Genomic DNA, 24,022 nt, shown 5'->3' on the forward strand with positions numbered 1-24,022 from the left:
CGGGAGGTGAATCAGGGCGTTGTCAACACTCGTATTCAGCCTTTGCCTGAGGTCCCAAGCGTATATGCTTGATGCTGTTGTGATTTCATGTCGTCTGACCGCATGGGACAGCATCGCGAGGGCTGCGAGCAGCAATACAAACATCGTCTAGACAGGCGGACACCCTGGGGTGCCCGCCTTGTTGCTTTGGGGGACGCCTTGAATACTCATCCTGGCGCTTATGCGCGCTTTGCCCTGACCCATGTGGCAGTGGCTGTTCTGGCCGTGGCCAGCACCACCGCCTGGGGCCTGGGCCTCGGTCGGCTCTCGGTGCAATCGTCCCTGGGCGAAACGCTCAAGGCCGAGATCGATGTCACCAGCCTGACGTCGGAAGAGGCCGGCACATTGAAGCTGCGCGTTGCGCCGCCCGAGTCCTACCGGGCCGCGGGTGTCGAGTACAACGCCGTGCTCAGCGCCACCCAGGTGCAGCTGAGCCGCCGCGCCGACGGCCGGCCCTTTCTGCGCATTGCCAGTGATCGCGCGGTGCAGGAGCCCTTCGTCGATGTGATCCTCGAGATCAACTGGGCCAGCGGCCGTCTGGTGCGTGAATACACCTTGCTGTTCGATCCGCCGGGCACGCCCAAACCCGCCGCCGAAGTGGCCACCGCGCCGGTGATCGCGCCGACGCCGGCCGAGCCCGCGGCGGTGCCGCCGGTGGCGAGCCGCGCGCCAGCGCCGCTGCCACCCGCCGCGCCGGCAAAACCGCGCCAGGAGAGCAAGCCCGAGCCGCAGGTGGCGGCCGCAGCACCGGCGCCCAAGCCCGCGCCAGCACCCAAGCCGGTAGCCGCAGCGGCCTCGAGCGAATACGCCGTCAAGCCGGGCGACACGCTCTCGCGCGTGGCCAGCAAGACCCAGGCGCCCGGGGTATCGCTCGACCAGATGCTGGTGGGCCTGTACCGCAACAACCCGGACGCCTTCATCAACGAGAACATGAACCGCCTGAAGGCCGGTTCGGTGCTGCAAGTGCCCGGCGGTGAGACGCTGGCGGCCATCAGCCCGAATGAAGCCCGCCAGGTGATCCAGGCCCAGAGCGCTGACTTCAGCAGTTATCGCCAGCGCCTGGCCAGCGGCGCGCCCGAGATGGCAGCGCAGGAAAGCGCGCGCCAGGCCAAGGGCAAGGTGCAGGCCGCGGTGGAAGACCGCAAGCCGGCCGCCGCCACCACGCCCGACAAGCTGACGCTCAGCAAGCCTGGCTCGGGTGCCGAAGCCAAGCTGTCCAAGGATACCGAGAAGAAGGACGCCGCCACCCGTGTGGCCGAGCTGACACGCAATGTCGAAGAGCTGAAGAAGCTCTCGTCGGCGGCCAAGCCGGCACCGGCACCCAGCCCGGCGCCAACGCCTGCACCAGCACCGGCGCCGAGCCCTGCACCCGCGCCGGCTCCCGCACCGGCACCGGCACCGGCACCGGCACCGGCACCGGCCGTTGCCCCCGCCGTCGTGACGCCGGCACCGGTGCTGCCGGCATCGGCGCCGGCATCGGCGCCTGCGCCGGCGCCGGTGGCGGCCTCCAAGCCGCTGCCGCCCAAGCCGGCGGCAAGTGCGCCGGCCATGCCGGTGTCCGAGGCGCCTGGGGTGATGGACACCTTGATGGACAACATCCTGCCGCTGGGCGCCGGCCTGCTGGCATTGTTGGGCGGTGCGGCCTTCCTGCGCTGGCGCTCGCGCAAGCAGCCCGCCCAGCATGCCGAGACCGGTTTCACCGAGAGCCGCATGCAGCCGGATTCCTTCTTCGGCGCCAGTGGCGGTCAACGCGTCGACACGCGCGACGCGTCGACCAGCGGCCAGTCGTCGATGAGCTATTCGCTCAGCCAGCTGGATGCCATCGGCGATGTGGATCCGGTTGCCGAGGCCGATGTCTACCTGGCCTATGGCCGCGATCTGCAGGCCGAGGAAATTCTCAAGGAAGCCTTGCGCGCCAACCCCGAGCGCCTGGCGATCCGCCTCAAGCTGCTGGAGGTCTACGCCAAGCGCCGCGACACCAAGGGCTTTGAACAACTCGCCGTACACCTGTATGCCGAAACGCATGGCGTGGGCGAGGACTGGGAGCGTGCGCAGGAGCTGGGTCGCCAGATCGATCCGGACAATCCGCTGTATCAGCCCGGCGGCGCGCCGGTCACCGAAAGCGGCGACGAGGACATGCGGCCCGAGCCCATGAATGCGACCACGCTGCCGGCCTCGAATGTGGCGCATCTGGCCACGGCGCCGGTCGAGCGTGCCGCGGATGCCGGCCCGCCGAGCATGCTGGATCTCGACCTGGATCTGGACCTGGGTTCGCCCGCGCCCGCCGACAGCCGCTCCATGGATGCCACTCAGGCCCTGGCGACCACGGTCGAGCAGGCACCGCTGGCCATGGATCTGGACGTCTCGGCACCGGCGGCGGCGCCCGATCTGGAGTTCGATCTGAACGACCTGGGCGACTTCGACATGCCGGCCGCGCCGGCCCAGGCCGCCGAGGCGTCGACGCCGGCGCTGGATTTCGACCTGTCCAGTATTGACCTTGACCTGCCTGGCCCCGAGCCGACGGCAGCCTTGCCGGCGGCGGAAGTGACGCAGCTGGATGAAGGTCTGTCGGCCAATTTCGATACCGTGCTGCAGGAGACCACGGCCGCGAGCCATGCCGACGACAAACTCGGCGATGCGCTGGACGCACTGGGCGATGACGAGGGCGACCCCTTGCAGCGTCAGCTGGAACTGGCCGACGAGTTCCGCCAGATCGGCGATACCGAGGGCGCACGCGATGTGCTGCAGGAGCTGATCGCCAAGGCCGACGGTGCGCTCAAGGCCAAGGCCCAGGCCATGCTGGACGAGCTGCGCTGACGGGCCGGCGCAAACGCGCGGCGACAATCAAGGCGCTCGGGCCGACCGGGCGCCTTTTCTTTCATTTGGGGACGAGATGACAACGCGCGTGGCGCTGGGAGTGAGCTACCGGGGCACTGCCTACAAGGGCTGGCAGAGCCAGCCCGGCGGCGGCACGGTGCAGGACGAGCTGGAGCGCGGCCTGGCCAAATTCGCCGCCCACCCGATACGCACCATCTGCGCAGGACGCACCGATGCCGGCGTGCATGGGCTGAACCAGGTGGTGCACTTCGATGCCCAGGTGGAGCGGGATCCGTTTTCGTGGATACGCGGCACGAACCGCTATCTGCCGCCCGATATCGCGATCCAGTGGTGTGCCTTTCCCGGCGCCGATTTCCATGCCCGCAACCATGCGCGCGGCCGACGCTACGCCTATTTGCTGCTCGAGTCGGCGGTGCGGCCAGCGATCGAGGCGGGCGGGGCAGGGTGGATCTTCAGGCCGCTGGACGGTGAGGCGATGCGCGCCGCGGTCGAGGTGTTACTGGGCGAGCATGACTTCAGCTCCTTCCGCTCGGCCGAGTGCCAGGCGGCCTCGCCGATCAAGACGCTGCGCGCCATCGAGATCCACCGACGCGGCGCCTACTGGCGCTTCGAGTTCGATGCCTCGGCCTTTTTGCATCACATGGTGCGCAACATCATGGGCTGCCTGCTGGCGGTGGGTACGGGCACGCGCTCGGTGGCCTGGCTGGCCGAGGTGCTGGCGGCGCGCGACCGCAAGCTCGCGGCCCCGACCTTTGCGCCCGATGGCCTCTACTTCGTGGGCCCGTACTACGATGCGGAGCTGCAACTGCCCGACAAGACGGCGGCCATGGACTGGCTGCCCTGACACCTATGAGCCGTACCCGCATCAAGATCTGTGGATTGACCCGCGAGGCCGATGTGGACGCCGCCGTCGAGGCCGGCGCCGATGCGATCGGCTTTGTGTTCTACGCCAAAAGCCCGCGCGCCGTGACGCCACAGCGCGCCGCCGAGCTGGCGCGCCGCCTGCCGCCCTTCGTGACGCCGGTTGGTCTGTTCGTCAACGCCGGCGACGCCGAGCTGGCGGCCGGCCTGCAGGCCCTGCCCAATATGCTCGTGCAGTTCCATGGCGACGAGGGCAGGGCGGACTGCGAGCGCGCCGCGCGCCCCTATTTGCGCGCTGCCCGCATGGGGCCGGGTTTTGATTTGCTAGACTTCGCGTCTCAGTTCTCCAGCGCCCAAGGCCTGCTGCTCGACGCCCATGTCGAGGGCTATGGCGGAGGCGGAAAGGTTTTCGATTGGTCACTCATTCCAAGAAACGTGCCCTCTCCAGTCGTTTTGTCTGGTGGGTTGCATGCCGGAAATGTGATCGAAGGGATTCTTCAGGTCCGGCCCTGGGCCGTTGACGTCAGCTCGGGTGTGGAGGAGGCCGGCAAGGGCCTCAAGAGCGCCGCGCTGATGCGTCAGTTCTGCGAGGCGGTGCGTGAAGCCGATGCACGCCTCGATGAAGCCAATAGCTGAAGAGTGAGAAGAATCCCCCATGACGACCTATGACCAACCCGATGCCCGCGGGCATTTCGGACCCTACGGTGGGCGCTTTGTCGCCGAGACCCTGGTGCACGCCCTGGATGAGCTGAACGAGGCCTACGCGCATTACAGCCGCGACCCCGAGTTCATCGCCGAGTACCGGCGCGAGCTGGCCCATTTCGTCGGCCGCCCCAGCCCCATCTATCACGCCGACCGCATGAGCCGCGAGCTCGGCGGCGCGCAGATCTACCTCAAGCGCGAAGACCTGAACCACACCGGCGCGCACAAGGTCAACAACACCATAGGCCAGGCCCTGCTGGCCAAGCGCATGGGCAAGAAGCGCGTGATCGCCGAAACCGGCGCCGGCCAGCATGGCGTGGCCACGGCCACCATCTGCGCCCGCTACGGCATGGAATGCGTGGTCTATATGGGCAGCGAGGACGTCAAGCGCCAGTCGCCCAATGTCTACCGCATGAACCTGCTGGGTGCGCGTGTGGTGCCGGTGGAATCGGGCTCCAAGACCCTCAAGGACGCGCTCAACGAGGCCATGCGCGACTGGGTCACGAATGTGGAATCGACCTTCTACATCATCGGCACGGTGGCCGGCCCGCATCCCTATCCGATGATGGTGCGCGACTTCCAGCGCGTCATCGGCGATGAATGCCTGACCCAGATGCCGCCGATGATCGGCCGCCAGCCCGATGCGGTGATCGCCTGCGTGGGCGGTGGCTCGAACGCCATCGGCATCTTCTACCCCTATATCGAGCATGCCGGCGTGCGCCTGATCGGTGTGGAGGCGGCCGGCCTGGGCGTGGCGAGCGGCAAGCATGCGGCCACGCTCTCGGCCGGCAGCCCCGGCGTGCTGCATGGCAATCGCACCTATCTGCTGCAGGACGCGAACGGCCAGATCATCGAGACGCATTCGATCTCGGCCGGCCTGGACTATCCCGGCGTCGGCCCCGAGCATGCCTATCTGAAGGACATCGGCCGCGCCGAATATGTGGGCGTCACCGATGCGGAGGCGCTGGCCGCTTTCCACTATCTGTGTCGCACCGAGGGCATCATCCCGGCGCTGGAATCCAGCCATGCGGTGGCCCATGCGATGAAGCTGGCGCCGACCATGCGAGCCGACCAGCATCTGCTGGTGAACCTCTCGGGCCGTGGCGACAAGGACATCGGCACGGTGGCCGATCTCTCGCATGCCGAGTTCTTCTGCCGGCCTTCCTGCAAGGGCCAGGCTGTGAAGGGAGGCCAGGCATGAACCGCATCCAAGCCACCTTCGCGCGGCTCGCGGCCGAGGGCCGCAAGGCGCTGATTCCCTTCGTGCATGCGGGCGACCCCTTTCCCGAAACCACGGTCGAGCTGATGCTGGCCATGGCCGAGGCCGGTGCCGATGTGATCGAGCTGGGCGTGCCCTTCTCGGACCCGATGGCCGACGGCCCGGTGATCCAGCGCGCCGCCGAGCGGGCGCTGACCCATGGCATCGGCATGCCCCAGGTGCTGGCCTATGTGCGTGCCTTCCGGGCGCGCAACAGCAGCACGCCGGTGGTGCTGATGGGCTATGCCAACCCGATCGAACGCTATGGCATGGAGCGCTTCGTGCGCGATGCCAAGGCGGCCGGCGTGGATGGCGTGCTGGTGGTGGATTACCCGCCCGAGGAATGCGAGGCCTTCGCGGCCGCGCTGAGCGCGCAGGAGCTGGACCCGATCTTCCTGCTCGCCCCCACCTCCACCGATGCGCGCATGGCGCGCATCGGCCAGGTGGCGCGCGGCTATGTCTACTACGTCTCGCTCAAGGGCGTGACCGGTGCCGGGCATCTGGACACCGAGGCGGTGGCCGCGATGATTCCGCGCATCCGCGCCCATGTGAGCGTGCCGGTGGGCGTGGGCTTTGGCATCCGCGACGCCGCCACGGCCCAGGCCGTGGGCCGGGTTTCGGACGCGGTGGTGATCGGCTCGCGCCTGGTTCAGCTGCTGGAGGTGCAGACACGCGATAATGTCGCCGCCACGGGTGCTGAATTCATCCGCGAGATACGGGCGGCGCTGGACGCGCTGCCGGCATCGACTTGACACTCTGGCCCAGGGCACTTCGCCCGGGCCGGCTAGCAAAAAGGAATCTGCAATGAGTTGGCTCGAGAAACTTCTGCCGCCCAAGATGCAGCAACAGGACCCCAACGAGCGCCGCACGGTGCCCGAGGGCCTGTGGATCAAGTGCCCGTCCTGCGAGACGGTGCTCTACAAGACCGATCTGGAGCAGAACGTCAATGTCTGCCCCAAGTGCAGCCACCACCACCGCATCGGCGCGCGTGCGCGCCTGAACGCCTTCCTCGACGGCGAAGGCCGCTACGAGATCGGCCAGGAGGTGCTGCCGGTGGATGCGCTGAAGTTCAAGGACAGCAAGAAGTATCCCGACCGGCTCAAGGAAGCGCTGGAGTCCACCGGCGAGACCGATGCCCTGGTGGTGATAGGCGGCGCGGTGATGAGCGTGCCGGTGGTGGCGGCCTGCTTCGAGTTCGACTTCATGGGCGGCTCCATGGGCTCGGTGGTGGGTGAGCGTTTTGCGCGTGGCGTCGAAACCGCCCTGGAACAGAAGACCCCCTTCATCTGCTTCACCGCCACCGGCGGCGCGCGCATGCAGGAAGGCCTCTTGAGCCTGATGCAGATGGCCAAGACCAATGCGGCGCTGAGCCGCCTGGCCAAGGCCAAGTTGCCGTACATCAGCGTGCTGACCGACCCCACCATGGGTGGCGTATCCGCCAGCTTCGCCTTTGTGGGCGATATCGTGATCGCCGAGCCCAAGGCCCTGATCGGCTTTGCCGGCCCGCGCGTGATCGAGAACACGGTGCGCGAGAAGCTGCCGCCGGGCTTCCAGCGCGCCGAGTTCCTGATGGAAAAGGGCGCGGTCGACATGATCGTGGACCGCCGCCAGCTGCGCGAGACGATTGCGCGCCAGCTCGCCATGCTGCAGCGCCAGAGCTCGGACGCGGTGGCCTGAACGATTGCTTTGTTGATGAAACCCCGCACGGCCAGGCCCGCAAGGTCTGGCCGTGTTGCTTTGCAGATTCCAGATGACCAGCAGCTCCACTGCCCAACAGCGCCTCGATGACTGGCTCGCCCATTGCGAGCGCCTGCATCCCAAGGAAATCGACATGACCCTGGCCCGCGTGGCCGAGTTGCGTGATCGCCTGGGTCTGCGCTTCGAGGCGCCGGTGGTGATGGTGGCGGGTACCAATGGCAAGGGCTCCACCTGCGCGATGCTGGAGTCCATCGCCCTGCACGCGGGCTATCGGGTAGGCCTCTACATCAAGCCGCACCTGGTGCATTTCCAGGAGCGCTGCCGGGTGGGCGGGGCGCCGGTGCCGGCCGAGTCGCTGCTGCCGCATTTCGAGGCCGTCGAGGCTGCGCGTGGCGAACTGGCGCTGACCTATTTCGAATTCACCACGCTGGCGATCCTGCACCGGCTGGCGGCCGAGCCGCTGGACCTGGTGATCCTGGAGGTGGGCCTGGGCGGGCGGCTGGACGCGGTGAACGCGATCGATGCCGATTGCATGGTGATCACCAGCATCGATCTGGATCACACCGAGTTCCTGGGCAGCGACCGCGAGTCGGTGGGGCGCGAGAAGGCTCACATCATGCGTGCGGGCAAGCCGGTTGTGGTGAGTGACCCGATGCCGCCGGCCTCGATCGCCGAGTTTGCCGCCGGCATTGGTGCCGACCTGCGCCAGCTTGGGCGCGATTTCACCTACAGCGGCGACCGTCAGCAATGGCAATGGGCGGGCCGCGGCCGGCGCTTCAGCGGCATGGCCTATCCGGCCCTGCGCGGCGTGAATCAGCTGCTCAATGCCGCGGGTGTGCTGGCGGTGTTCGAGGCCTTGTACGAGCGCCTGCCCATCAGCGCGCAGGCGGTGCGCACCGGGCTGGCCATGGTGGAGCTGCCGGGGCGCTTCCAGGTCGTGCCGGGCCAGCCGGCGCTGGTACTGGACGTGGCGCACAACCCCCATGCGGTGGCGGCGCTGGCGCAGAACCTCGATCAGATGGGCTTCTTCCCGCGCACCCATGTGGTGTTCGGCGCCATGGCCGACAAGGACCTGGCGCAGATTCTTGAACGCATCGCGCCCCTGGTGGATGCCTGGCATTTCACCGATCTGCCTTTGCCGCGCGCCGCCACGGCGCAGGCATTGGCGGCCCAGTTCGAAGCGCTGCGTGCGGCCGGCAGGCTGAAGACGCCCGCCGGTGTGCAGAGTTTCCAGCATGCGGCGCCCATGGAAGCCCTGGCCGCCGCCGCCGCGGCGGCCGACCCCGCTGATAGAATTCTGGTCTTCGGTTCCTTCTACACCGTGGGAGGAGTGCTGCAGCAAGGCCTGCCGCGCATCAGCGCGGGCGGCGGCGCAACGCAGCACTGAATCTCAGGATCAGGACCCCACGACCGCGGCCCCCGAATGGAGGCCGCTTTCAATTCAAGGCACCGCCCACGACATGGATCTGCTGTCCTTCTTCAAGCGCACAGCGGCCGCCCCCGCGGCCAAACCGGTCTCCGACAGCCTGGATGCCGTGCAGGAGCTGCGCTTGCGTGCGCGCCGTCGCCTGATCGGTGCGGCCGTGCTGGTGGGCATCGGTGTGATCGGCTTCCCGCTGGTGTTCGAGACCCAGCCGCGACCGATCCCGGTGGACCTGCCGATCGAGATCCCGCGCAAGGATGCCTTGCCGCCGCTGGCCATTCCGGCCCCAGCCCCGGCGCCTGCGCCCGCCGCTTCGCAAGAGGCGCCGGTGGCCACCGCCGAGCAGGGCCAGGGCATCATCACCGAAGCCCGCGAAGCCCACGATGTCGAGCCCAAGCCGACGCCCGCCCCCGCCGCCAAGACGGTAGACAAACCGGTGGACAAGCCCAAGCCCGAAGTCAAGGCCGAAACCAAGGCCGACGTCAAGGCGGAGAAGAAGGCGCCGGATGCGCCCAGGCCCGACGCCAAGGCCGAGGCCGCGCGCGTGCAGGCCCTGCTGGAGGGCAAGCCCGCCGCCGACAAAAAGGCCAGCGACGCCGCGGGCGCGCGCTTCATCGTGCAGGTGGGCGCCTATGCCGACGCCAAGGCCGCGCAGGAGGCGCGCAGCAAGGTCGAGAAGCTCGGCCTCAAGACCTATACCCAGGCGGTGGAAACCGCCGATGGCAAGCGCATCCGCGTGCGCGTGGGCCCCTTCGCCAGCCGTGAGGAGGCCGACAAGGCCGCGGCAAAGGTGCGTGGCGGTGGCCTCTCCACCGCGGTACTGACGCTCTGACGATGGCCTGGGTCGACCTTGTCCTGCTGGGCCTGCTGGGCATTTCGGTGCTGCTGGGCTTGTGGCGCGGTCTGGTGTTCGAAGTTCTTTCCATCGCCGGCTGGGTGGTGGCCTATCTGGGCGCGCGCTACCTGTCGCCCTGGACCGAGGGCTGGCTGCCGGCCGAGCGCATGGGGCCGGTGCTCACGCATGCCGCGAGCCTGGTGCTTGGCTTTGTGCTGATCCTGATCGTATGGGGGCTGGCGGCCAAGCTGCTTCGGGCGCTCATCCATGCCACGCCGCTGAGCGTGTTCGATCGCCTCGGTGGTGCCGGCTTTGGCGTGCTGCGTGGCGTGCTGATCGGCCTGCTGCTGGTGGTGGTGGTGAGCATGACGCCGGTGGTGGAGTCGGCGGCCTGGAGCGACTCGCAGCTGGCGCCCTGGCTGCAGGCCCTGTTGCAGGGGCTCAAGCCGCTGTTGCCGGCCGAGGTATTGAAGTTCATTCCGGTTTGAAATCCGGCGCGGGTGCCACAAGTGCCCGCGCCCTGTGTATGGTTCAGTGAAGTCTCTTGCTGAGACGCTATTCGAGGTAAACGATATGTGCGGCATCGTCGGTGTGATCTCCCAGGCGCCCGTCAACCAGCTGATCTACGACGCCCTGCTGCTGCTGCAGCACCGCGGCCAGGATGCGGCCGGCATCGTCACGATGCAGGGCAACAAATGCTTCATGCACAAGGCGCGCGGCATGGTGCGCGACGTGTTCCGCACCCGGAATATGCGGGCGCTGCCTGGCAGCACGGGCCTGGGCCAGGTGCGCTACCCCACGGCGGGCAATGCCTACAACGAGGAAGAGGCGCAGCCTTTCTACGTCAACGCGCCCTTCGGCATCGTGCTGGTGCACAACGGCAACCTCACCAACGCGCATGCGCTGAAGAAGGAGTTGTTCGACATCGACCGCCGCCACATCAACACCGAGAGCGATTCCGAGGTGCTCTTGAACGTGGTGGCGCATGAGCTGGAGCTGGCAGCGCGCGACCTGCCGCTGACGCCGGAAGAGGTGTTCAAGGCGGTGCGTGCGGTGCATCGCCGCATCAAGGGTTCGTATGCGGTGATCGCGCTGATCGCCGGCCACGGCCTGCTGGCCTTCCGCGACCCCTATGGCATCCGCCCGCTGTGCTTCGGCAAGGCGGCGGACGGCGAGTACATGGTGGCCAGCGAAAGCGTGGCACTGGAGGGCACGGGCCATCAGCTGGAGCGCGACGTGGCGCCCGGCGAGGCGCTCTTCATCGACACCAAGGGTCAGCTGCACACCCAGCAATGCGCCGAGAACCCGACGCTCAACCCCTGCATGTTCGAGTTCGTCTACCTGGCCCGGCCTGATTCGGTGATGGACGGCATCTCGGTCTACCAGGCGCGCCTGAACATGGGAGAGACGCTGGCGCAGCGCCTCATCTCCACCATGCCGCCCAGCGACATCGACGTCGTGATCCCGATTCCCGAATCCAGCCGCCCCTCGGCGATGCAGCTGGCGCACCGCATCGGCAAGCCCTACCGCGAGGGCTTTGTGAAGAACCGCTATGTGGGCCGCACCTTCATCATGCCGGGGCAGGGCGCGCGCAAGAAGTCGGTGCGCCAGAAGCTCAATGCCATCGGCCTGGAGTTCAAGAACCGCAATGTGCTGCTGGTGGACGACTCCATCGTGCGTGGCACCACCTCCAAGGAAATCGTGCAGATGGCCCGCGAGGCCGGCGCACGCAAGGTCTACCTGGCCTCGGCCGCACCACCGGTGCGTTATCCCAATGTCTATGGCATCGACATGCCCACCAAGGAAGAGCTGGTGGCGCACAACCGCACGATCGAAGAGATCCGCCAGTTCATCGGTGCCGACGCGCTGATCTACCAGGATGTGGACGCGATGAAGCGTGTGGTGGCCGCACTCAAGCCGGGCCTGGCGGGCTTCGAGGCCTCCTGTTTCGATGGCCACTACATCACCGGCGATGTCAGCGCCGAGGACTTCGCCACCATGCAGGAGCAGCGCAAGAGCCAGGGCGACGAGGAAGACGGCCCGGCGCGCAGCCGCCTGGCCTTGCAAAGCCGCACCGAGGGCTGACGCACATGAACGACGAAGAAGACCGCCGCATTGCGCGTGCGCGCCTGCCCGAGGGCCTGCGGCCCGAGACGCTGGCGGTGCGCACCGCGCTGGCGCCCAGCCAGTATGGCGAGAATTCCGAGGCCTTGTTCCTGACGAGCGGCTTTGTGCAGCCCGACGCCGAAACCTCGGCGCGGCGCTTCGCCGCCTCGGAGGACTTCACCTACGCACGCACCAGCAACCCGAGCGTGCGCAGCCTGGAGGCGCGCCTGGCGGCGATGGAGGGCACCGAGGCCGCCGTGGCCACGGCGACCGGCATGGGCGCCATCCTGCTGCTCATCATGGGCTTGCTGAAGTCCGGTGACCATGTGGTCTGCTCGCGCTCGGTATTCGGTTCCACCATCAATCTGTTTGCCAAGGAGTTCGGCAAGTTCGGGGTCGAGACCAGCTTCGTCTCGCAAACCGATCTGGCCGAATGGCAGGCCGCCATCAAGCCGAGCACCAAGCTGCTGTTTGCCGAGACGCCCACCAATCCGCTTACGGACATCTGCGACATCGCCGCATTGGCCGCCATGGCCCATGCCCATGGTGCGCTGCTGGTGGTCGACAACAGCTTCTGCACCCCGGTCTTGCAGCGCCCGGCCAGCCTGGGCGCGGACCTGGTGATGCACTCGGGCACCAAGTACCTGGACGGCCAGGGGCGGGTGATGGCGGGTGCCTTGTGCGGCCCGTCCAAGCTGATCCAGGACGTATTCGGCCCGGTGATCCGCACCGCCGGCATGACGCTGGCGCCCTTCAATGCCTGGGTGGTGCTCAAAGGCCTGGAGACGCTCTCGGTGCGTATGAAGGCACATTGCGAGAACGCCCTCAAGGTGGCCACATGGCTGGAGACTCGGCCCGAGGTGGCGCGTGTCTACTATCCCGGCCTGCCATCGCATCAGCAGCATGATTTGGCGATGCGCCAGCAGGGCGGGCAGGGCGGGGCGGTGGTGTCCTTCGATCTGCATGGCGAGTCGCCCGAGGCGGCGCGAGCTGCTGCTTTCCATCTGATCGACAGCACACGCATGCTGAGCATTGCCACCAATCTGGGCGATACGAAATCCATCATCACCCACCCAGCCACCACCTCGCACGGACGCCTGAGCGAGGCTCAGCGCCAGGCGGCCGGCATCGGCCAAGGCCTGATCCGGCTGGCCGTCGGCCTTGAGCATGTGGACGACATCACCGACGACCTGCTGCGCGGCCTTTCCACTTTGAAGAACCGATGAGCCAACAAGCCCCCACCCCCCCGAGCACAACGATTCGTACCCGTATCGCGCCGTCGCCCACCGGCTTTTTGCATCTGGGCACGGCCCGCACGGCCCTGTACTCCTGGGCTTATGCCAGGCATTACGGCGGCCAGTTCGTGCTGCGCGTGGAAGACACCGACGTGGCCCGCTCCACCCAGGATTCGGTCGACCAGATCCTGGCCGCGATGAAGTGGTTGGGGCTGGACTATGACGAGGGCCCGATCTACCAGATGCAGCGCCTGGAGCGCTACCAGGCCGTGGTCGAGCAGATGATCGCCGCCGGCACGGCCTACCGCTGCTATTGCACGCCCGAGGAACTGGACGCGATGAAGGCCGCCCAGGAAGCGCGCGGCGAGAAGCGCCGCTACGACGGCACTTGGCGCCCCGAGCCGGGCAAGCAATTGCCGGCGGTGCCGCAGGGCGTGAAGCCGGTGGTGCGCTTCAAGAATCCGCTGCATGGCGACGTGGTGTGGGACGACGTGGTGAAGGGCCGCATCAGCATCAACAACCGCGAGATCGACGACCTCATCATCCTGCGCACCGACGGCGTGCCCACCTACAACTTCGCCGTGGTGGTGGACGACTGGGACATGAGGATCAGCCATGTGTTCCGTGGCGACGAGCATGTCAACAACACGCCCTGGCAGATCAATATCTTCAATGCCCTGGGCGCGCCGCTGCCGAAGTTCGGCCATATGCCGGTGATCCTGGGCGACGATGGCCAGAAGCTCTCCAAGCGCCGCGGCGCTGTGAGCGTGACCGCCTATGAGGAGGCTGGCTACCTGCCCGAGGCGATGCTGAACTACCTCTCACGCCTGGGCTGGAGCCATGGCGACGACGAGTTGTTCACGCGTGAACAACTGGTGAGCTGGTTCGATGGTAGCCATCTCAACAAGAGCCCGGCGCAATGGGATCCCGCCAAGCTGGAGTGGGTGAACAGCCAGTACATCAAGCAGGCCGACGATGGCCGCCTGGCCCTGTTGGTGGCCGCGCAACTGGCCAAGCGTGGCATGGCAGCGGATGTGGCGCGCTTGCCGGCCATGGTGGCGCTGTTCAAGGACCGCTGCGCCACCACCGTGGCCCTGGCCGATTGGCTGTCCATGTACTTTGGCCCGGTCGCACCGAATGCGGAAGAACGCGCCGCCCACGTGAGCGAGGCGGTGAAACCGGCATTGGCAGCGCTGGCCGAGCAGTTCGCCGGCATCGAATGGAACAAGGCCGCGATTCAGGCCGCCATCAAGCAAGTCATCACGGCGCATGGCCTGAAGATGCCGCAGCTGGCGATACCCGTGCGTGTGTTGGTGTGCGGTCGCGCCCAAACTCCCTCGGTGGATGCGGTGCTGGAACTGTTCTCAAAAGAAATTGTGATCGAACGCTTGCGCTCCTTGTAAAAATCGTCCTATAATCTATGTCTCGCTTGAACAGCGCGATACACAAAGAGTCGCAGGCAGCTTGGCAGACGGAATATGTCCAAGAGCAGTTTGCAGCTTCCGAGGGGGTATAGCTCAGCTGGGAGAGCGCTTGCATGGCATGCAAGAGGTCAGCGGTTCGATCCCGCTTACCTCCACCAAGACTTCCGGGTCTGACGTGGCGCGCGGTTCAAGAGGTAGAAGGTTTAGTCCCCTTCGTCTAGAGGCCTAGGACACCACCCTTTCACGGTGACTACAGGGGTTCGAATCCCCTAGGGGACGCCAAGTTTGATAAGGCTTGGCAATCCTTTGAACGCCAGTTTCGATGGAAACAGGAGTTTGAAGGTTTGCGTAACTTATCCCACGCGGAGTGGTAGTTCAGTTGGTTAGAATACCGGCCTGTCACGCCGGGGGTCGCGGGTTCGAGTCCCGTCCACTCCGCCAAGGTTTCGCTAGTACGGCGGCCATTCAGTTGGCCGCTTGTATTTTGAGAAGAGTATTTGACGCTTGAATGGCGCGCTGTCCTCACGGGGGTATAGCTCAGCTGGGAGAGCGCTTGCATGGCATGCAAGAGGTCAGCGGTTCGATCCCGCTTACCTCCACCATCAATTACCGGGCAATATGTCTGAGAATATGATTAGGATATGTCAGGTGGCGCGCGATTTAGGTTTATAATATTCACAAGAAGGTTTAGTCCCCTTCGTCTAGAGGCCTAGGACACCACCCTTTCACGGTGACTACAGGGGTTCGAATCCCCTAGGGGACGCCAAGTTTGCAAGGCTTGGTAAATATCGATGCGAGAGTATCGAGAATTTACAAAACTTGCCGATGCGATGAGTTATATAATGCTTGTCCATCTGGAGTGGTAGTTCAGTTGGTTAGAATACCGGCCTGTCACGCCGGGGGTCGCGGGTTCGAGTCCCGTCCACTCCGCCAACATTTTGTAAAAAACCCCGATTGCGCAAGCGGTCGGGGTTTTTGTTTATGCGCCAAATGCGACGCCAAATACTGCGCTAGATACTGCCGTAGAGCGCCTTGCGCTGCGGCGTGTAATGCCACCAGGGCGCGGCGGCAGCGCCGGCCATGAAGTCAACCGCCGCCATCAGGGTATCGAGCACGCAAGGGTCGTGGCGCTGCTCGGTGATGGCGCACAGCTGCTGGTAGAGCACAAAGGCATCGCGCCCGCGCAACTCGCCCGGCACGCGTATGCCCAGCAGGCGCAGATCGTCCACCATGGCGGGGCCGATATTGGGGATCTGCTCCAGCGTCACGCAATCGTCGCAATGCGCCGCCTTGCTCGGTTTCGCCATGGGCCTGCCGCCTCAGGAGAGAAACTGCGAGCGTATCAAGCCGACCGCCAGGCCTTCGAGCGCAAAGCTCTGATCGCCTTCGCTCACGCGTATGGGCTCGAAATCGGGGTTTTCTGGCAGCAGTTCAATGCCTTGCTTGCCGCGTTTGAAACGCTTCACGGTGACCTCATCACCGATGCGGGCGACGACGATCTGGCCGTTCCTGGCCTCGCTGGCACGTTGCACGGCCAGCAAGTCGCCATCCATGATGCCAATGTCTTTCATGCTCATGCCGCGTACGCGTAGCAAATAGTCCGGCTTGCGCGCAAACATGCCGGCCTCGACGCTATAGTTTTGCTCGATATGTTCTTGCGCCAATATGGGCGAGCCCGCCGCCACGCGCCCCACCAGGGGTAGGGTGAGTTGGTTCAGAGCCGGCATGGGCAGATTGAGCTGCATGCCGCTGACGCCGGTACGTGCCTCGCGCGCCAGGTTGAGGGCGCGCAGCGTGTCCGAGCGTAGCCTGATGCCGCGCGAGGTGCCGCCCAGCAGTTCGATCACGCCCTTGCGCGCCAGGGCCTGCAAATGCTCTTCGGCGGCGTTGGCCGAGCGAAATCCGAGCTCATGTGCAATCTCGGCGCGCGTGGGTGGCGCACCGGTTTGCTCGATGCTGGTGCGCACCAGATCGAGGATTTGCTGCTGCCGGGCTGTGAGTTTGGGGCTATCGTCCACGCTGACCTCGCTGGGAATGGGCTGAAACTGGCAGACCGAGCCTGTGCAGGTCTCTGATCATTTATCCAGCTACTGTATTTTCATCCAGGAATGAATAAATTGCAAAGCAACACCAATGACTTGATCGTGATCCTGGGCACTGGCGGCACGATTGCCGGCACTTCGGCGGACGCGGCGGACAACGTCGGCTACACGGCCGGCCAGCTTTCGGTGGCCAGCCTGCTGGCGGCGATTCCACAGCTGGCCGGGCGCAAGCTCGAGGCCGAACAAGTGGCCCAGCTCGACAGCAAGGACATGGACTTTGCGACCTGGCAACGCCTTGCCCAGGCCACCGCCAGGCAGCTGGCACGCCCCGAGGTCAAGGGCGTGGTGATCACCCATGGCACCGACACCCTGGAGGAAACCGCCTACTTCCTGCAACGGGTGCTGGCGCCGACCAAGCCCGTGGTGCTGACGGCGGCGATGCGCCCGGCCAGCGCGCTGGTGCCCGATGGCCCGCAGAACCTGGTCGATGCGGTGGCGGTGGCGGCGCAGGCGGATGCATGCGGCGTCTGCGTGGCCCTGGCCGGACGCGTGCACGACCCGGTGCAGGTGCAGAAGGCGCACAGCTACCGGGTGGACGCCTTCCGCTCCCGCGACGAGGCGGTGCTGGCCGTGGTGGAGGAGGGGGCAGTGCGCCGGCTGGGTGCCTGGCCGGCGGGCCAGCCCCTGGGCCTGTCGCGCATTGCCTGCGATACGCTGGCCTGGCCCAAGGTGCAGATCGTGATGAATCACGTTGGCGCCGATGGCAGCGTGGTGCGCGCCTTGCTGGCGCAGGGGGTGGCCGGCCTGGTGGTGGCCGGCACCGGCAATGGCACCTTGGCGCAGGATCTCGAGCAGGCCCTGCTGCAGGCGCAGGCCCAGGGCGTGCGCGTGCTGCGCAGCTCGCGTTGCGATGCCGGGCCCGTGATGGAGAACGAGAGCGGCCTGCCAAGCGCCGGCGCACTGTCAGCGGTGAAGGCGCGCGTCGAGCTGATCCTGCAGCTGCTGGCCTAGACCAGGGTCAGCGTCACCTCGATATTGCCGCGCGTGGCGTTCGAATAGGGGCAGACCTTGTGCGCAGCGTCGACGAGGGCCTGCGCGGCGGCGCGCTCCATGCCCGGCAGGCTGATGCGCATCGCCACCTGGATGCCGAATCCGGCCGGGATCGGGCCTATGCCCACATCCGAGGTGATGGAGACATCGGCCGGAATCGCGAGCTTCTGCGCCGCGGCCACGGCCTTCATCGCGCCGATGAAGCAGGCCGAGTAGCCTGCGGCAAACAGCTGCTCGGGGTTGGTGCCGGGGCCGCCGGCGCCACCCAGCTCGCGCGGCGTGCTGAGTTCGATCTTGAGCGCGCCGTCCGAAGACTGCGCCGTGCCATGGCGGCCGCCGGTGGCGGTGGCGGTGGCGGTGTAGAGGACTTTGTCGAGAGCCATGATGCTTGCTTCCTTGGGGAACGGTCAGGTGGTGGCGGCGTTGCCGAGCTGCGCGCGCAGCGCATGCAGGCGCCGGGTGAGGGAGCTCAATTCATCGAGCGAACAGGCGCTGGCGCAGGCCAGGGCCTTCGGTATGGGTTTGGCACGCTGCCGCAGCGCAAGGCCGGCGTCGGTGAGCAGGATGTGGACGCGCCGCTCGTCGTCCCGCGCACGTTGCCGCCGGATCAGGCCGTTGGCCTCCAGGCGCTTGAGCAAGGGGGTCAGGGTGCCCGAATCCAGCTGCAGCCGTTCGCCCAGGGCGGAGACGCTGATGTCGTCGCCCTCCCACAGCACCAGCATCGCCAGATACTGCGGATAGGTCAGGCCCAGCGGTGCCAGCAGGGGCTTGTAGAGCTTGGTCATGGCCAGCGAGCTGGCGTAGAGCGCGAAGCAGAGTTGCTGGTCCAGTGCCAGCCAGTCGGCATGCGCGCGGCCCTCGGCCTGCTTGCGGTTTGTACGGATGGTGCGTGCGCTGTCCATGGGCGCTAATGTAGTTCGCAATTAAATTGCACACAATCTAAATGGGTATTGCTTCTAAGGAGCGGCGATGGGCATGGTGAGCAAGATCCTGGTGGGGCTGGTGGCGGCCCTGCACGTCTACATCCTGGTGCTGGAGATGTTTCTATGGACCACGCCACGCGGGCGCCGCGCCTTCGGCCTGACGGCCGAATTCGCCGAGGCCAGCAAGGTGCTGGCCGCGAATCAGGGGCTCTACAACGGCTTCCTGGCCGCCGGCCTGGCCTGGGGCCTGCTGCTGGGCGATGCCGCCGGCCGGCCGGTGCAGTTCTTCTTCCTGGGCTGTGTGCTGGTGGCCGGCCTGTATGGCGCGGCCACCGCCAGCCGCAAGATCCTCTTCGTGCAGGCGCTGCCGGCCGCGCTCACGATCGCCGCCTTGCTACTAAGCTGAGCCGGCGCTTCTTTCTCAGTCGGCGGCTGCGTGCAGCGCGTCGACCTCGGCGCTGAGCTCCAACCAGCGCAACTCGGCGGCCTCGAGTTCATCGTGGATGGACTTGAGGCGTTTGCCCAGATCGGCGATCTGGGTCGGCGTGGCGCTGCCCGATGCCAGCTGCGCCTCGACCGCCGTGCGCTCGTCCGCCAACTTGTTGAGACTGGCGTCGATGGCTTCCATCTCCTTGCGCATCGGCTTGGTCTGCTCGGCCAGTTTCTGGCGCGCCTGGCCGCTGGACTTGCGATCCTCACGCTTGGGCACAGGCGCGGGCGCGGCCACCGGTGCCGCAGCCACCGGTTTCTTCGCGCCTGCCTTCGCGGCCTCCTTGGCCGCTTCCTTGGCAGCCTTGGCCGCCTCCTTGGACTGCTCCAGCAACCAGCGCTGGTAGTCGTCCAGGTCGCCGTCGAAGGGCCCGACCACGCCCTTGCTCACCAGCCAGAACTCATCGCAGACCTCGCGCAGCAAGGCGCGATCATGGCTCACCAGCATCACCGTGCCCTCGAACTCGTTGAGCGCCATCGAGAGCGCCTCGCGGGTGTTGAGGTCCAGGTGGTTGGTCGGTTCGTCCAGCAGCAGCAGGTTGGGGCGTTGCCATACCAGCATGGCCAGCACCAGGCGTGCCTTCTCGCCGCCCGAGAGGCTGCCGACCTGCTGGTTGACCATCTCGCCGACAAAGCGGAACTGACCCAGGAAGTCGCGCAGCTCCTGCTCGCGCGCGCTCGGGCTGACCTCCTTGGCCAGCCGCACCATGTGCGAGAGCGGCCCCTCGTCGGGGCGCAGCACGTCCATTTCCTGCTGGGCGAAGTAGCCGATCTGCAGGCCCTTGCCCTCGGTGATCTTGCCGCCCAAAGCGCGCTGCATGCGCGCGATGGTTTTCACCACGGTGGACTTGCCCTGGCCGTTGGCGCCCAGGATGCCGATGCGCTGGCCGGCCAGCACCGAGCGGTTGATGCCGCGCACGATGATCTTCTCGCCCTCGTCGGTGGCGTAACCGCAGGCCACCTCGTCGAACATCAGCATCGGGTTCGGCAGGCTCACCGGCTCGCGGAACTCGAAGGAGAAATCCGAGGCGGTGAGCACCGGCGCCAGGCGCTCCATGCGCTCCAGCGCCTTCACGCGGCTTTGCGCCTGCTTGGCCTTGCTGGCCTTGGCCTTGAAGCGGTCGATGAATTTCTGCAGATGGGCCATGCGGTCCTGCTGCTTCTCGAACGCGGCCTGCTGCAGCACCATGCGCTCGGCGCGCATGGCTTCAAACGCGGTGTAGTTGCCGCCATAGCGCATCAGCTTCTGCTCATCCAGGTGCAGGGTCACGCGCGTGATCGCGTCCAGGAATTCGCGGTCATGGCTGATGATGATGAGCGTGCCTTCGTAGCGCTGCAGCCAGGCTTCCAGCCAGACCAGGGCGTCGAGGTCCAGGTGGTTGGTGGGCTCGTCCAGCAGCATCAGGTCGGCCGGACACATCAGCGCGCGCGCCAGCTGCAGGCGCATGCGCCAGCCGCCCGAGAAGCTGTTCACCGGCGCGTCCACCTGGGCGCCGGTAAAGCCCAGGCCCATCAGCAAGGCCTGGGCGCGCGGGCGGGCGTCGAACACTCCGGCATCCATCAGCAGGGCATGGGCATCGGCCATGGCATGGCCGTCCTCGGCCGCCTCGGCCGCGGCCAGGGCCTGCTGCGCGGCCATCAGGCGGGTGTCGCCCTCCAGCACGAAGTCGGTGGCCGGCATCTCTGTCTCGGGCATGTTTTGCGCCACCTCGGCCATGGTCCATTGGCGCGGGATGTCGACGTCGCCCTTGTCGCTTTGCAGCTTGTCGGTCAGCAGTGCGAACAGGCTGGACTTGCCGGCGCCGTTGCGGCCCACCAGGCCGACCTTTTCGCCGGGCTGGAGCGTGACGCTGGCATCGTCCAGCACGACCTTGGTGCCGCGACGCAGCGTGATATTGCGCAGCGTGATCATGCGTGCAGGGCTTTCTTCGTCAGGGATTCTTGGGTGACTAGCAAAACTTGATCTTCTCCGGCCGATGTTTCCATCCAGGCCACTTCCAAATGCGGGAATGCCGCTTCAAAAAACGCGCGCTCGTTGCCAATCTCCAGCACCAGCACGCCATGCTCGCTGAGTTGCTGCGGGGCGGTAGCCAGCAGGCGACGCACAAAGTCCATGCCGTCGGCACCGCCGGCCAGGGCCAGTTCGGGCTCGGCGCGGTATTCGGCCGGCAGGCTGGCCATGGACTGGCTGTTCACATAGGGCGGGTTGCACAGGATCAGGTCGTACGGCCCCTGCGCCGGCGCCAGCCCATCGCCCTGCAGCAGGCGGATGCGTTGCTGCAGCCCATGCTTGGCCACATTGATCTCGGCCACCTGCAGCGCCTCGGGGCTGAGGTCGATGGCGTCGACCTGCACCTCGGGCCAGGCCAGCGCGGCCAGCACGGCCAGGCTGCCATTGCCGGTGCACAGGTCCAGCACGCGCAGCGTCCGGTCGGACAACCAGGCGTCGATGCTGGCGTCGGCGATCAGTTCGGCGATGAAGCTGCGCGGCACGATGGCGCGCTCGTCGACATAGAAGGGCACGCCCTGCAGCCAGGCCTCGCGCGTCAGGTAGGCGGCGGGCTTGCGGCTGAGGATGCGCTCGTCCACCAGGGCGGCCAGGCGCGCCTGCTGCTCGGGGGTCAGGTCTTGCTCGGCATGCTCGTCGAGCGCGTCCAGCGGCAGCTGGAGACTCCACAGCGCCAGCCAGGCCGCTTCGTCAAAGGCATTGGTCGTGCCATGCCCAAAAGAAACGCCCGCCTCGGTCAGGCGGGCGGCGTGGGCCTCGATGCAGGCAATCAGGGTGGTCACAGCAACAGGTTCTCCAGGGTGCGCCGGTAGATGGCGGTGAGCGGCGCGATATTGTCGACCGGCACGTACTCGTCGATCTTGTGGATGCTGGCGTTGATGGGGCCGAACTCCAGCACCTGCGGGCAGATCTTGGCGATGAAGCGGCCGTCCGAGGTGCCGCCGGTGGTCGAGAGTTCGGGCCGGCGGCCGGTCTCGGCCTCGATGGCGGCGCTCACCGCCGCCGAGAGATTGCCCACCGGCGTCAGGAAGGGCTCGCCGCCCAGCACCCAGTCCAGGCCGTATTCGAGGCCGTGGCGATCGAGCAGCGCATGCACGCGCGCCTTCAGCCCCTCCGGCGTCGACTCGGTGGAAAAGCGGAAGTTGAAATCCAGCTCGAGCTCGCCGGGGATCACATTGGTGGCGCCAGTGCCGGCCTTGATGTTCGAGATCTGGAAGGTGGTGGGCGGGAAATAGCTATTGCCCTGGTCCCAGACTTCGGCGGCCAGCTCGGCCAGCGCGGGTGCGGCCTGGTGCACCGGGTTGCGCGCCAGCTGCGGGTAGGCCACATGGCCCTGGATGCCCTGCACGCGCAGCTTGCCGCTGAGCGTGCCGCGCCTGCCGTTCTTGACCATGTCGCCGATCTGCGCCACCGAGGTGGGCTCGCCGACGATGGCGTAGTCCAGGCGCTGGCCGCGTGCGCGCAAGCGCTCGCAGCAGACCACGGTGCCGTCGCGGGCCGGGCCTTCCTCGTCGCTGGTGAGCAAGAAGGCGATGCTGCCTGCATGGCCAGGATGCGCGGCCACAAAGGCCTCGCAGGCCACCACCATGGCCGCCAGCGAGCTCTTCATGTCGGCCGTGCCGCGGCCATAGAGGCGGCCATCGCGGTAGCTGGGCACGAAGGGGTCGCTGGTCCAGGCCACCAGCGAGCCGGTGGGCACCACATCGGTATGGCCGGCGAACATCAGCACCGGGCCGGCGGCGGCACTGCCGCGCCTGATGGCCCAGAGATTGCTCACACGGAAATCCTCGGGCCCCGAGTCCATGCGCTCCAGCTCGAAGCCCAGGGCCTGCAGGCGCGCACCCAGCAGCTCCAGGCAACCGGCGTCGTGCGGCGTCACAGAAGGCAGGGCAATGAGCTGCTCCAGCAGCGCGAAAGTGGCGTCAGCCTGGCTCATTCGGGTCTCACGTCCAGGGTGATTTCGGTGAAGCTGGCCTCGTCCTGGGCCGGCTCTTCCTTTTTGGCATTCGGCTTGGCCTGGCCGGGCATGTCGTTTTGCAGGCGCCACAGCAGATTGGTGGGCGAGTCGGCAAAGGCCAGGCCTTCCTCGCGGGTGATGGTGCCGTCCTTGATGAGCTTGGCGAAATGCTCCTCGAAGGTCAGCGAGCCCTCGGCGATCGACTTCTCCATCGCTTCCTTGACGCTGGCGAAATCGCCCTGCTCGATGAACTCTGCGATCAGCTTGGTGTTGAGCATGATCTCGGTCACCGGCACGCGGCCGCCCGCGGCGGCGCGCACCAGGCGCTGTGAGATCACCGCCTTCAGGCCCGCGGCCAGGTCGTTGAGCAGCGCGGGGCGCGACTCCGGCGTGTAGAAGGAGAGGATGCGGTTGAGCGCGTGGTAGCTGTTGTTGCCATGCAGCGTGGCCAGCACCAGATGGCCCGAGAGCGCGTAGGAAATCGCCGCGGTCATGGTGTCGCGATCGCGGATTTCGCCGATCAGGATGCAGTCGGGCGACTGGCGCAGCGCGTTCTTCAAGGCCACATGCAAGGAGGCGGTATCACGCCCCACCTCGCGCTGGTTCACCACCGAGCGCTTGTTGCTGAACAGGTATTCCAGCGGATCCTCGATGGTGAGGATGTGGCCGGCCATGTTCTGGTTGCGCTGCTCCAGCATCGCCGCCAGCGTGGTGCTCTTGCCGGTGCCGGTGGCGCCCACCATCAGGATCAGGCCGCGCTTTTCCTGCACCAGCTTGCCCAGTATCGGTGGCAGGTTCAGGCTTTCCAGCGAGGGGATGGTGTGCGGGATATGGCGGAACACCGCGGCGATGCTGCCGCGCTGGCGAAAGCCCGAGAGCCGGAAGCTGCCCACCTTGGGGATGGCCACCGCCATGTTCAACTCGCCGGTCTGGTCCAGCTCGGCCAGCTGGGCCGGCTCGATCACCTCGCTGATGAGCTGGCGCGGCTGTGCATGCGAGAGCAATTGGTCGGACAGCTGCAGGATCTGGCCGTTGATGCGTATCAGCACCGGCATATTGGCCGAGAGATAGGAGTCGGACGCCCCTTTCTCGGCCATCAACCGAAGAATGCGCTCCATATTTCCTGTGCTCATG

22 protein-coding genes and 6 tRNA genes are annotated in these 24,022 nt (G+C 66.5%); 20 read left to right on the top strand and 8 right to left on the bottom strand.

Going from position 1 to position 24,022, the window contains the following annotated elements:
• Nucleotides 1-198: 198 nt before the first annotated feature.
• The 18 genes from WG898_RS22965 (at nt 199) to WG898_RS23050 (ending at nt 15,352) form a co-directional block, all read left to right on the top strand.
• Nucleotides 199-2,856: a motility hub landmark protein FimV gene (locus WG898_RS22965; RefSeq protein ID WP_339605115.1), complete on the top strand. Its 2,658-nt coding sequence runs from the start codon at nt 199-201 to the stop codon at nt 2,854-2,856.
• 76 nt (nt 2,857-2,932) lie between these two features.
• Nucleotides 2,933-3,721, top strand: coding sequence for a tRNA pseudouridine(38-40) synthase TruA (truA, locus tag WG898_RS22970; RefSeq protein WP_339605116.1), 789 nt, complete (start codon nt 2,933-2,935; stop codon nt 3,719-3,721).
• 5 nt (nt 3,722-3,726) lie between these two features.
• The gene (locus WG898_RS22975) at nt 3,727-4,374 is read left to right on the top strand and encodes a phosphoribosylanthranilate isomerase (RefSeq protein ID WP_339605117.1); all 648 of its coding nucleotides are present in this window, start codon (nt 3,727-3,729) and stop codon (nt 4,372-4,374) included.
• A 19-nt stretch (nt 4,375-4,393) separates the two neighbouring features.
• Complete coding sequence (gene trpB, locus WG898_RS22980) at nt 4,394-5,641, top strand: tryptophan synthase subunit beta (protein WP_339605118.1); 1,248 nt, start codon at nt 4,394-4,396, stop codon at nt 5,639-5,641.
• The gene (gene trpA / locus WG898_RS22985) at nt 5,638-6,450 is read left to right on the top strand and encodes a tryptophan synthase subunit alpha (protein WP_339605119.1); all 813 of its coding nucleotides are present in this window, start codon (nt 5,638-5,640) and stop codon (nt 6,448-6,450) included. The genes trpB and trpA overlap by 4 nt, the downstream gene beginning before the upstream one ends.
• A 52-nt stretch (nt 6,451-6,502) precedes the next feature.
• Complete coding sequence (gene accD, locus WG898_RS22990; RefSeq protein ID WP_285232019.1) at nt 6,503-7,375, top strand: acetyl-CoA carboxylase, carboxyltransferase subunit beta; 873 nt, start codon at nt 6,503-6,505, stop codon at nt 7,373-7,375.
• Between the two features lie 73 nt (nt 7,376-7,448).
• Nucleotides 7,449-8,783, top strand: coding sequence for a bifunctional tetrahydrofolate synthase/dihydrofolate synthase (folC, locus tag WG898_RS22995; protein ID WP_339605120.1), 1,335 nt, complete (start codon nt 7,449-7,451; stop codon nt 8,781-8,783).
• A 73-nt stretch (nt 8,784-8,856) separates the two neighbouring features.
• On the top strand, nt 8,857-9,651 hold the full coding sequence (locus WG898_RS23000; protein WP_339605121.1) for an SPOR domain-containing protein: 795 nt from the start codon (nt 8,857-8,859) through the stop codon (nt 9,649-9,651).
• A 2-nt stretch (nt 9,652-9,653) separates the two neighbouring features.
• Nucleotides 9,654-10,142 carry a CvpA family protein gene (locus WG898_RS23005; RefSeq protein ID WP_339605122.1) on the top strand — a complete coding sequence of 163 codons (489 nt, stop codon included), beginning with the start codon at nt 9,654-9,656 and terminating at the stop codon, nt 10,140-10,142.
• 85 nt (nt 10,143-10,227) lie between these two features.
• Complete coding sequence (gene purF, locus WG898_RS23010) at nt 10,228-11,739, top strand: amidophosphoribosyltransferase (protein ID WP_339605213.1); 1,512 nt, start codon at nt 10,228-10,230, stop codon at nt 11,737-11,739.
• Between the two features lie 5 nt (nt 11,740-11,744).
• Entirely contained in the window at nt 11,745-12,986 is a 1,242-nt protein-coding gene (locus WG898_RS23015) for an O-succinylhomoserine sulfhydrylase (protein WP_339605123.1), read from the top strand.
• Entirely contained in the window at nt 12,983-14,398 is a 1,416-nt protein-coding gene (gene gltX / locus WG898_RS23020; RefSeq protein WP_339605124.1) for a glutamate--tRNA ligase, read from the top strand. The genes WG898_RS23015 and gltX overlap by 4 nt, the downstream gene beginning before the upstream one ends.
• 103 nt (nt 14,399-14,501) lie before the next feature.
• Nucleotides 14,502-14,577 (top strand) — tRNA-Ala (locus tag WG898_RS23025).
• A 48-nt stretch (nt 14,578-14,625) separates the two neighbouring features.
• Nucleotides 14,626-14,701, top strand: a tRNA-Glu gene (locus WG898_RS23030).
• 82 nt (nt 14,702-14,783) lie between these two features.
• Nucleotides 14,784-14,860: transfer RNA gene (locus WG898_RS23035), tRNA-Asp, on the top strand.
• 85 nt (nt 14,861-14,945) lie between these two features.
• Nucleotides 14,946-15,021, top strand: a tRNA-Ala gene (locus WG898_RS23040).
• Nucleotides 15,022-15,109: 88 nt separating this feature from the next.
• Nucleotides 15,110-15,185: transfer RNA gene (locus tag WG898_RS23045), tRNA-Glu, on the top strand.
• A gap of 90 nt (nt 15,186-15,275) precedes the next feature.
• Nucleotides 15,276-15,352, top strand: a tRNA-Asp gene (locus tag WG898_RS23050).
• A gap of 77 nt (nt 15,353-15,429) precedes the next feature.
• Here the strand turns inward: WG898_RS23050 and WG898_RS23055 are convergent.
• Entirely contained in the window at nt 15,430-15,726 is a 297-nt protein-coding gene (locus WG898_RS23055) for a helix-hairpin-helix domain-containing protein (RefSeq protein ID WP_339605125.1), read from the bottom strand.
• A 12-nt stretch (nt 15,727-15,738) separates the two neighbouring features.
• Nucleotides 15,739-16,437 carry a transcriptional repressor LexA gene (gene lexA, locus WG898_RS23060; protein WP_339605126.1) on the bottom strand — a complete coding sequence of 233 codons (699 nt, stop codon included), beginning with the start codon at nt 16,435-16,437 and terminating at the stop codon, nt 15,739-15,741.
• Between the two features lie 90 nt (nt 16,438-16,527).
• On the opposite strand from lexA, the gene WG898_RS23065 reads away from it, so the two are divergent.
• Nucleotides 16,528-17,472 (top strand): asparaginase, encoded by a 945-nt coding sequence (locus tag WG898_RS23065; RefSeq protein WP_339605127.1) that lies wholly within the window; start codon nt 16,528-16,530, stop codon nt 17,470-17,472.
• On the opposite strand, the gene WG898_RS23070 is transcribed toward WG898_RS23065, so the two are convergent.
• Complete coding sequence (locus WG898_RS23070; protein ID WP_339605128.1) at nt 17,469-17,894, bottom strand: organic hydroperoxide resistance protein; 426 nt, start codon at nt 17,892-17,894, stop codon at nt 17,469-17,471. The two genes, WG898_RS23065 and WG898_RS23070, sit on opposite strands and share 4 nt — an antisense overlap.
• Nucleotides 17,895-17,918: 24 nt before the next feature.
• Nucleotides 17,919-18,413: a MarR family winged helix-turn-helix transcriptional regulator gene (locus tag WG898_RS23075; RefSeq protein ID WP_339605129.1), complete on the bottom strand. Its 495-nt coding sequence runs from the start codon at nt 18,411-18,413 to the stop codon at nt 17,919-17,921.
• A 67-nt stretch (nt 18,414-18,480) separates the two neighbouring features.
• Here WG898_RS23075 and WG898_RS23080 point away from each other — a divergent pair, with 67 nt between their 5' ends.
• Nucleotides 18,481-18,840 carry a DUF1304 domain-containing protein gene (locus WG898_RS23080; protein WP_339605130.1) on the top strand — a complete coding sequence of 120 codons (360 nt, stop codon included), beginning with the start codon at nt 18,481-18,483 and terminating at the stop codon, nt 18,838-18,840.
• 15 nt (nt 18,841-18,855) lie between these two features.
• Here WG898_RS23080 and WG898_RS23085 read toward each other — a convergent pair whose 3' ends face one another.
• Genes WG898_RS23085 through WG898_RS23100 form a run of 4 tightly spaced genes read right to left on the bottom strand, consistent with a single transcriptional unit; the run spans nt 18,856 to nt 24,021 of the window.
• Nucleotides 18,856-20,835, bottom strand: coding sequence for an ATP-binding cassette domain-containing protein (locus tag WG898_RS23085; protein WP_339605131.1), 1,980 nt, complete (start codon nt 20,833-20,835; stop codon nt 18,856-18,858).
• A complete protein-coding gene (gene prmB / locus WG898_RS23090; RefSeq protein ID WP_339605132.1) occupies nt 20,832-21,713 on the bottom strand; it encodes a 50S ribosomal protein L3 N(5)-glutamine methyltransferase in 882 nt (293 codons plus the stop codon). The genes WG898_RS23085 and prmB overlap by 4 nt, the downstream gene beginning before the upstream one ends.
• Nucleotides 21,710-22,867, bottom strand: coding sequence for a succinyl-diaminopimelate desuccinylase (gene dapE, locus WG898_RS23095; RefSeq protein WP_339605133.1), 1,158 nt, complete (start codon nt 22,865-22,867; stop codon nt 21,710-21,712). The genes prmB and dapE overlap by 4 nt, the downstream gene beginning before the upstream one ends.
• On the bottom strand, nt 22,864-24,021 hold the full coding sequence (locus WG898_RS23100; RefSeq protein ID WP_339605134.1) for a PilT/PilU family type 4a pilus ATPase: 1,158 nt from the start codon (nt 24,019-24,021) through the stop codon (nt 22,864-22,866). Before WG898_RS23100 ends, dapE begins: the two co-directional genes overlap by 4 nt.
• Nucleotide 24,022 lies beyond the last annotated feature (1 nt).

The organism is Paucibacter soli, from assembly GCF_037482845.1.
Taxonomy (GTDB): Bacteria; Pseudomonadota; Gammaproteobacteria; order Burkholderiales; family Burkholderiaceae_C; genus Paucibacter_B; species Paucibacter_B soli.

Excerpts from the sequence above, each read along its gene's own strand:
- truA (WP_339605116.1), top strand. The coding sequence starts at position 2,933 with ATGACAACGCGCGTGGCGCTGGGAGTGAGCTACCGGGGCACTGCCTAC.
- WG898_RS22975 (WP_339605117.1), top strand. The coding sequence starts at position 3,727 with ATGAGCCGTACCCGCATCAAGATCTGTGGATTGACCCGCGAGGCCGAT.
- trpB (WP_339605118.1), top strand. The coding sequence starts at position 4,394 with ATGACGACCTATGACCAACCCGATGCCCGCGGGCATTTCGGACCCTAC.
- trpA (WP_339605119.1), top strand. The coding sequence starts at position 5,638 with ATGAACCGCATCCAAGCCACCTTCGCGCGGCTCGCGGCCGAGGGCCGC.
- accD (WP_285232019.1), top strand. The coding sequence starts at position 6,503 with ATGAGTTGGCTCGAGAAACTTCTGCCGCCCAAGATGCAGCAACAGGAC.
- folC (WP_339605120.1), top strand. The coding sequence starts at position 7,449 with ATGACCAGCAGCTCCACTGCCCAACAGCGCCTCGATGACTGGCTCGCC.
- WG898_RS23000 (WP_339605121.1), top strand. The coding sequence starts at position 8,857 with ATGGATCTGCTGTCCTTCTTCAAGCGCACAGCGGCCGCCCCCGCGGCC.
- WG898_RS23005 (WP_339605122.1), top strand. The coding sequence starts at position 9,654 with ATGGCCTGGGTCGACCTTGTCCTGCTGGGCCTGCTGGGCATTTCGGTG.
- purF (WP_339605213.1), top strand. The coding sequence starts at position 10,228 with ATGTGCGGCATCGTCGGTGTGATCTCCCAGGCGCCCGTCAACCAGCTG.
- WG898_RS23015 (WP_339605123.1), top strand. The coding sequence starts at position 11,745 with ATGAACGACGAAGAAGACCGCCGCATTGCGCGTGCGCGCCTGCCCGAG.
- gltX (WP_339605124.1), top strand. The coding sequence starts at position 12,983 with ATGAGCCAACAAGCCCCCACCCCCCCGAGCACAACGATTCGTACCCGT.
- WG898_RS23055 (WP_339605125.1), bottom strand. The coding sequence starts at position 15,726 with ATGGCGAAACCGAGCAAGGCGGCGCATTGCGACGATTGCGTGACGCTG.
- WG898_RS23065 (WP_339605127.1), top strand. The coding sequence starts at position 16,528 with ATGAATAAATTGCAAAGCAACACCAATGACTTGATCGTGATCCTGGGC.
- WG898_RS23070 (WP_339605128.1), bottom strand. The coding sequence starts at position 17,894 with ATGGCTCTCGACAAAGTCCTCTACACCGCCACCGCCACCGCCACCGGC.
- WG898_RS23075 (WP_339605129.1), bottom strand. The coding sequence starts at position 18,413 with ATGGACAGCGCACGCACCATCCGTACAAACCGCAAGCAGGCCGAGGGC.
- WG898_RS23080 (WP_339605130.1), top strand. The coding sequence starts at position 18,481 with ATGGGCATGGTGAGCAAGATCCTGGTGGGGCTGGTGGCGGCCCTGCAC.
- WG898_RS23085 (WP_339605131.1), bottom strand. The coding sequence starts at position 20,835 with ATGATCACGCTGCGCAATATCACGCTGCGTCGCGGCACCAAGGTCGTG.
- dapE (WP_339605133.1), bottom strand. The coding sequence starts at position 22,867 with ATGAGCCAGGCTGACGCCACTTTCGCGCTGCTGGAGCAGCTCATTGCC.
- WG898_RS23100 (WP_339605134.1), bottom strand. The coding sequence starts at position 24,021 with ATGAGCACAGGAAATATGGAGCGCATTCTTCGGTTGATGGCCGAGAAA.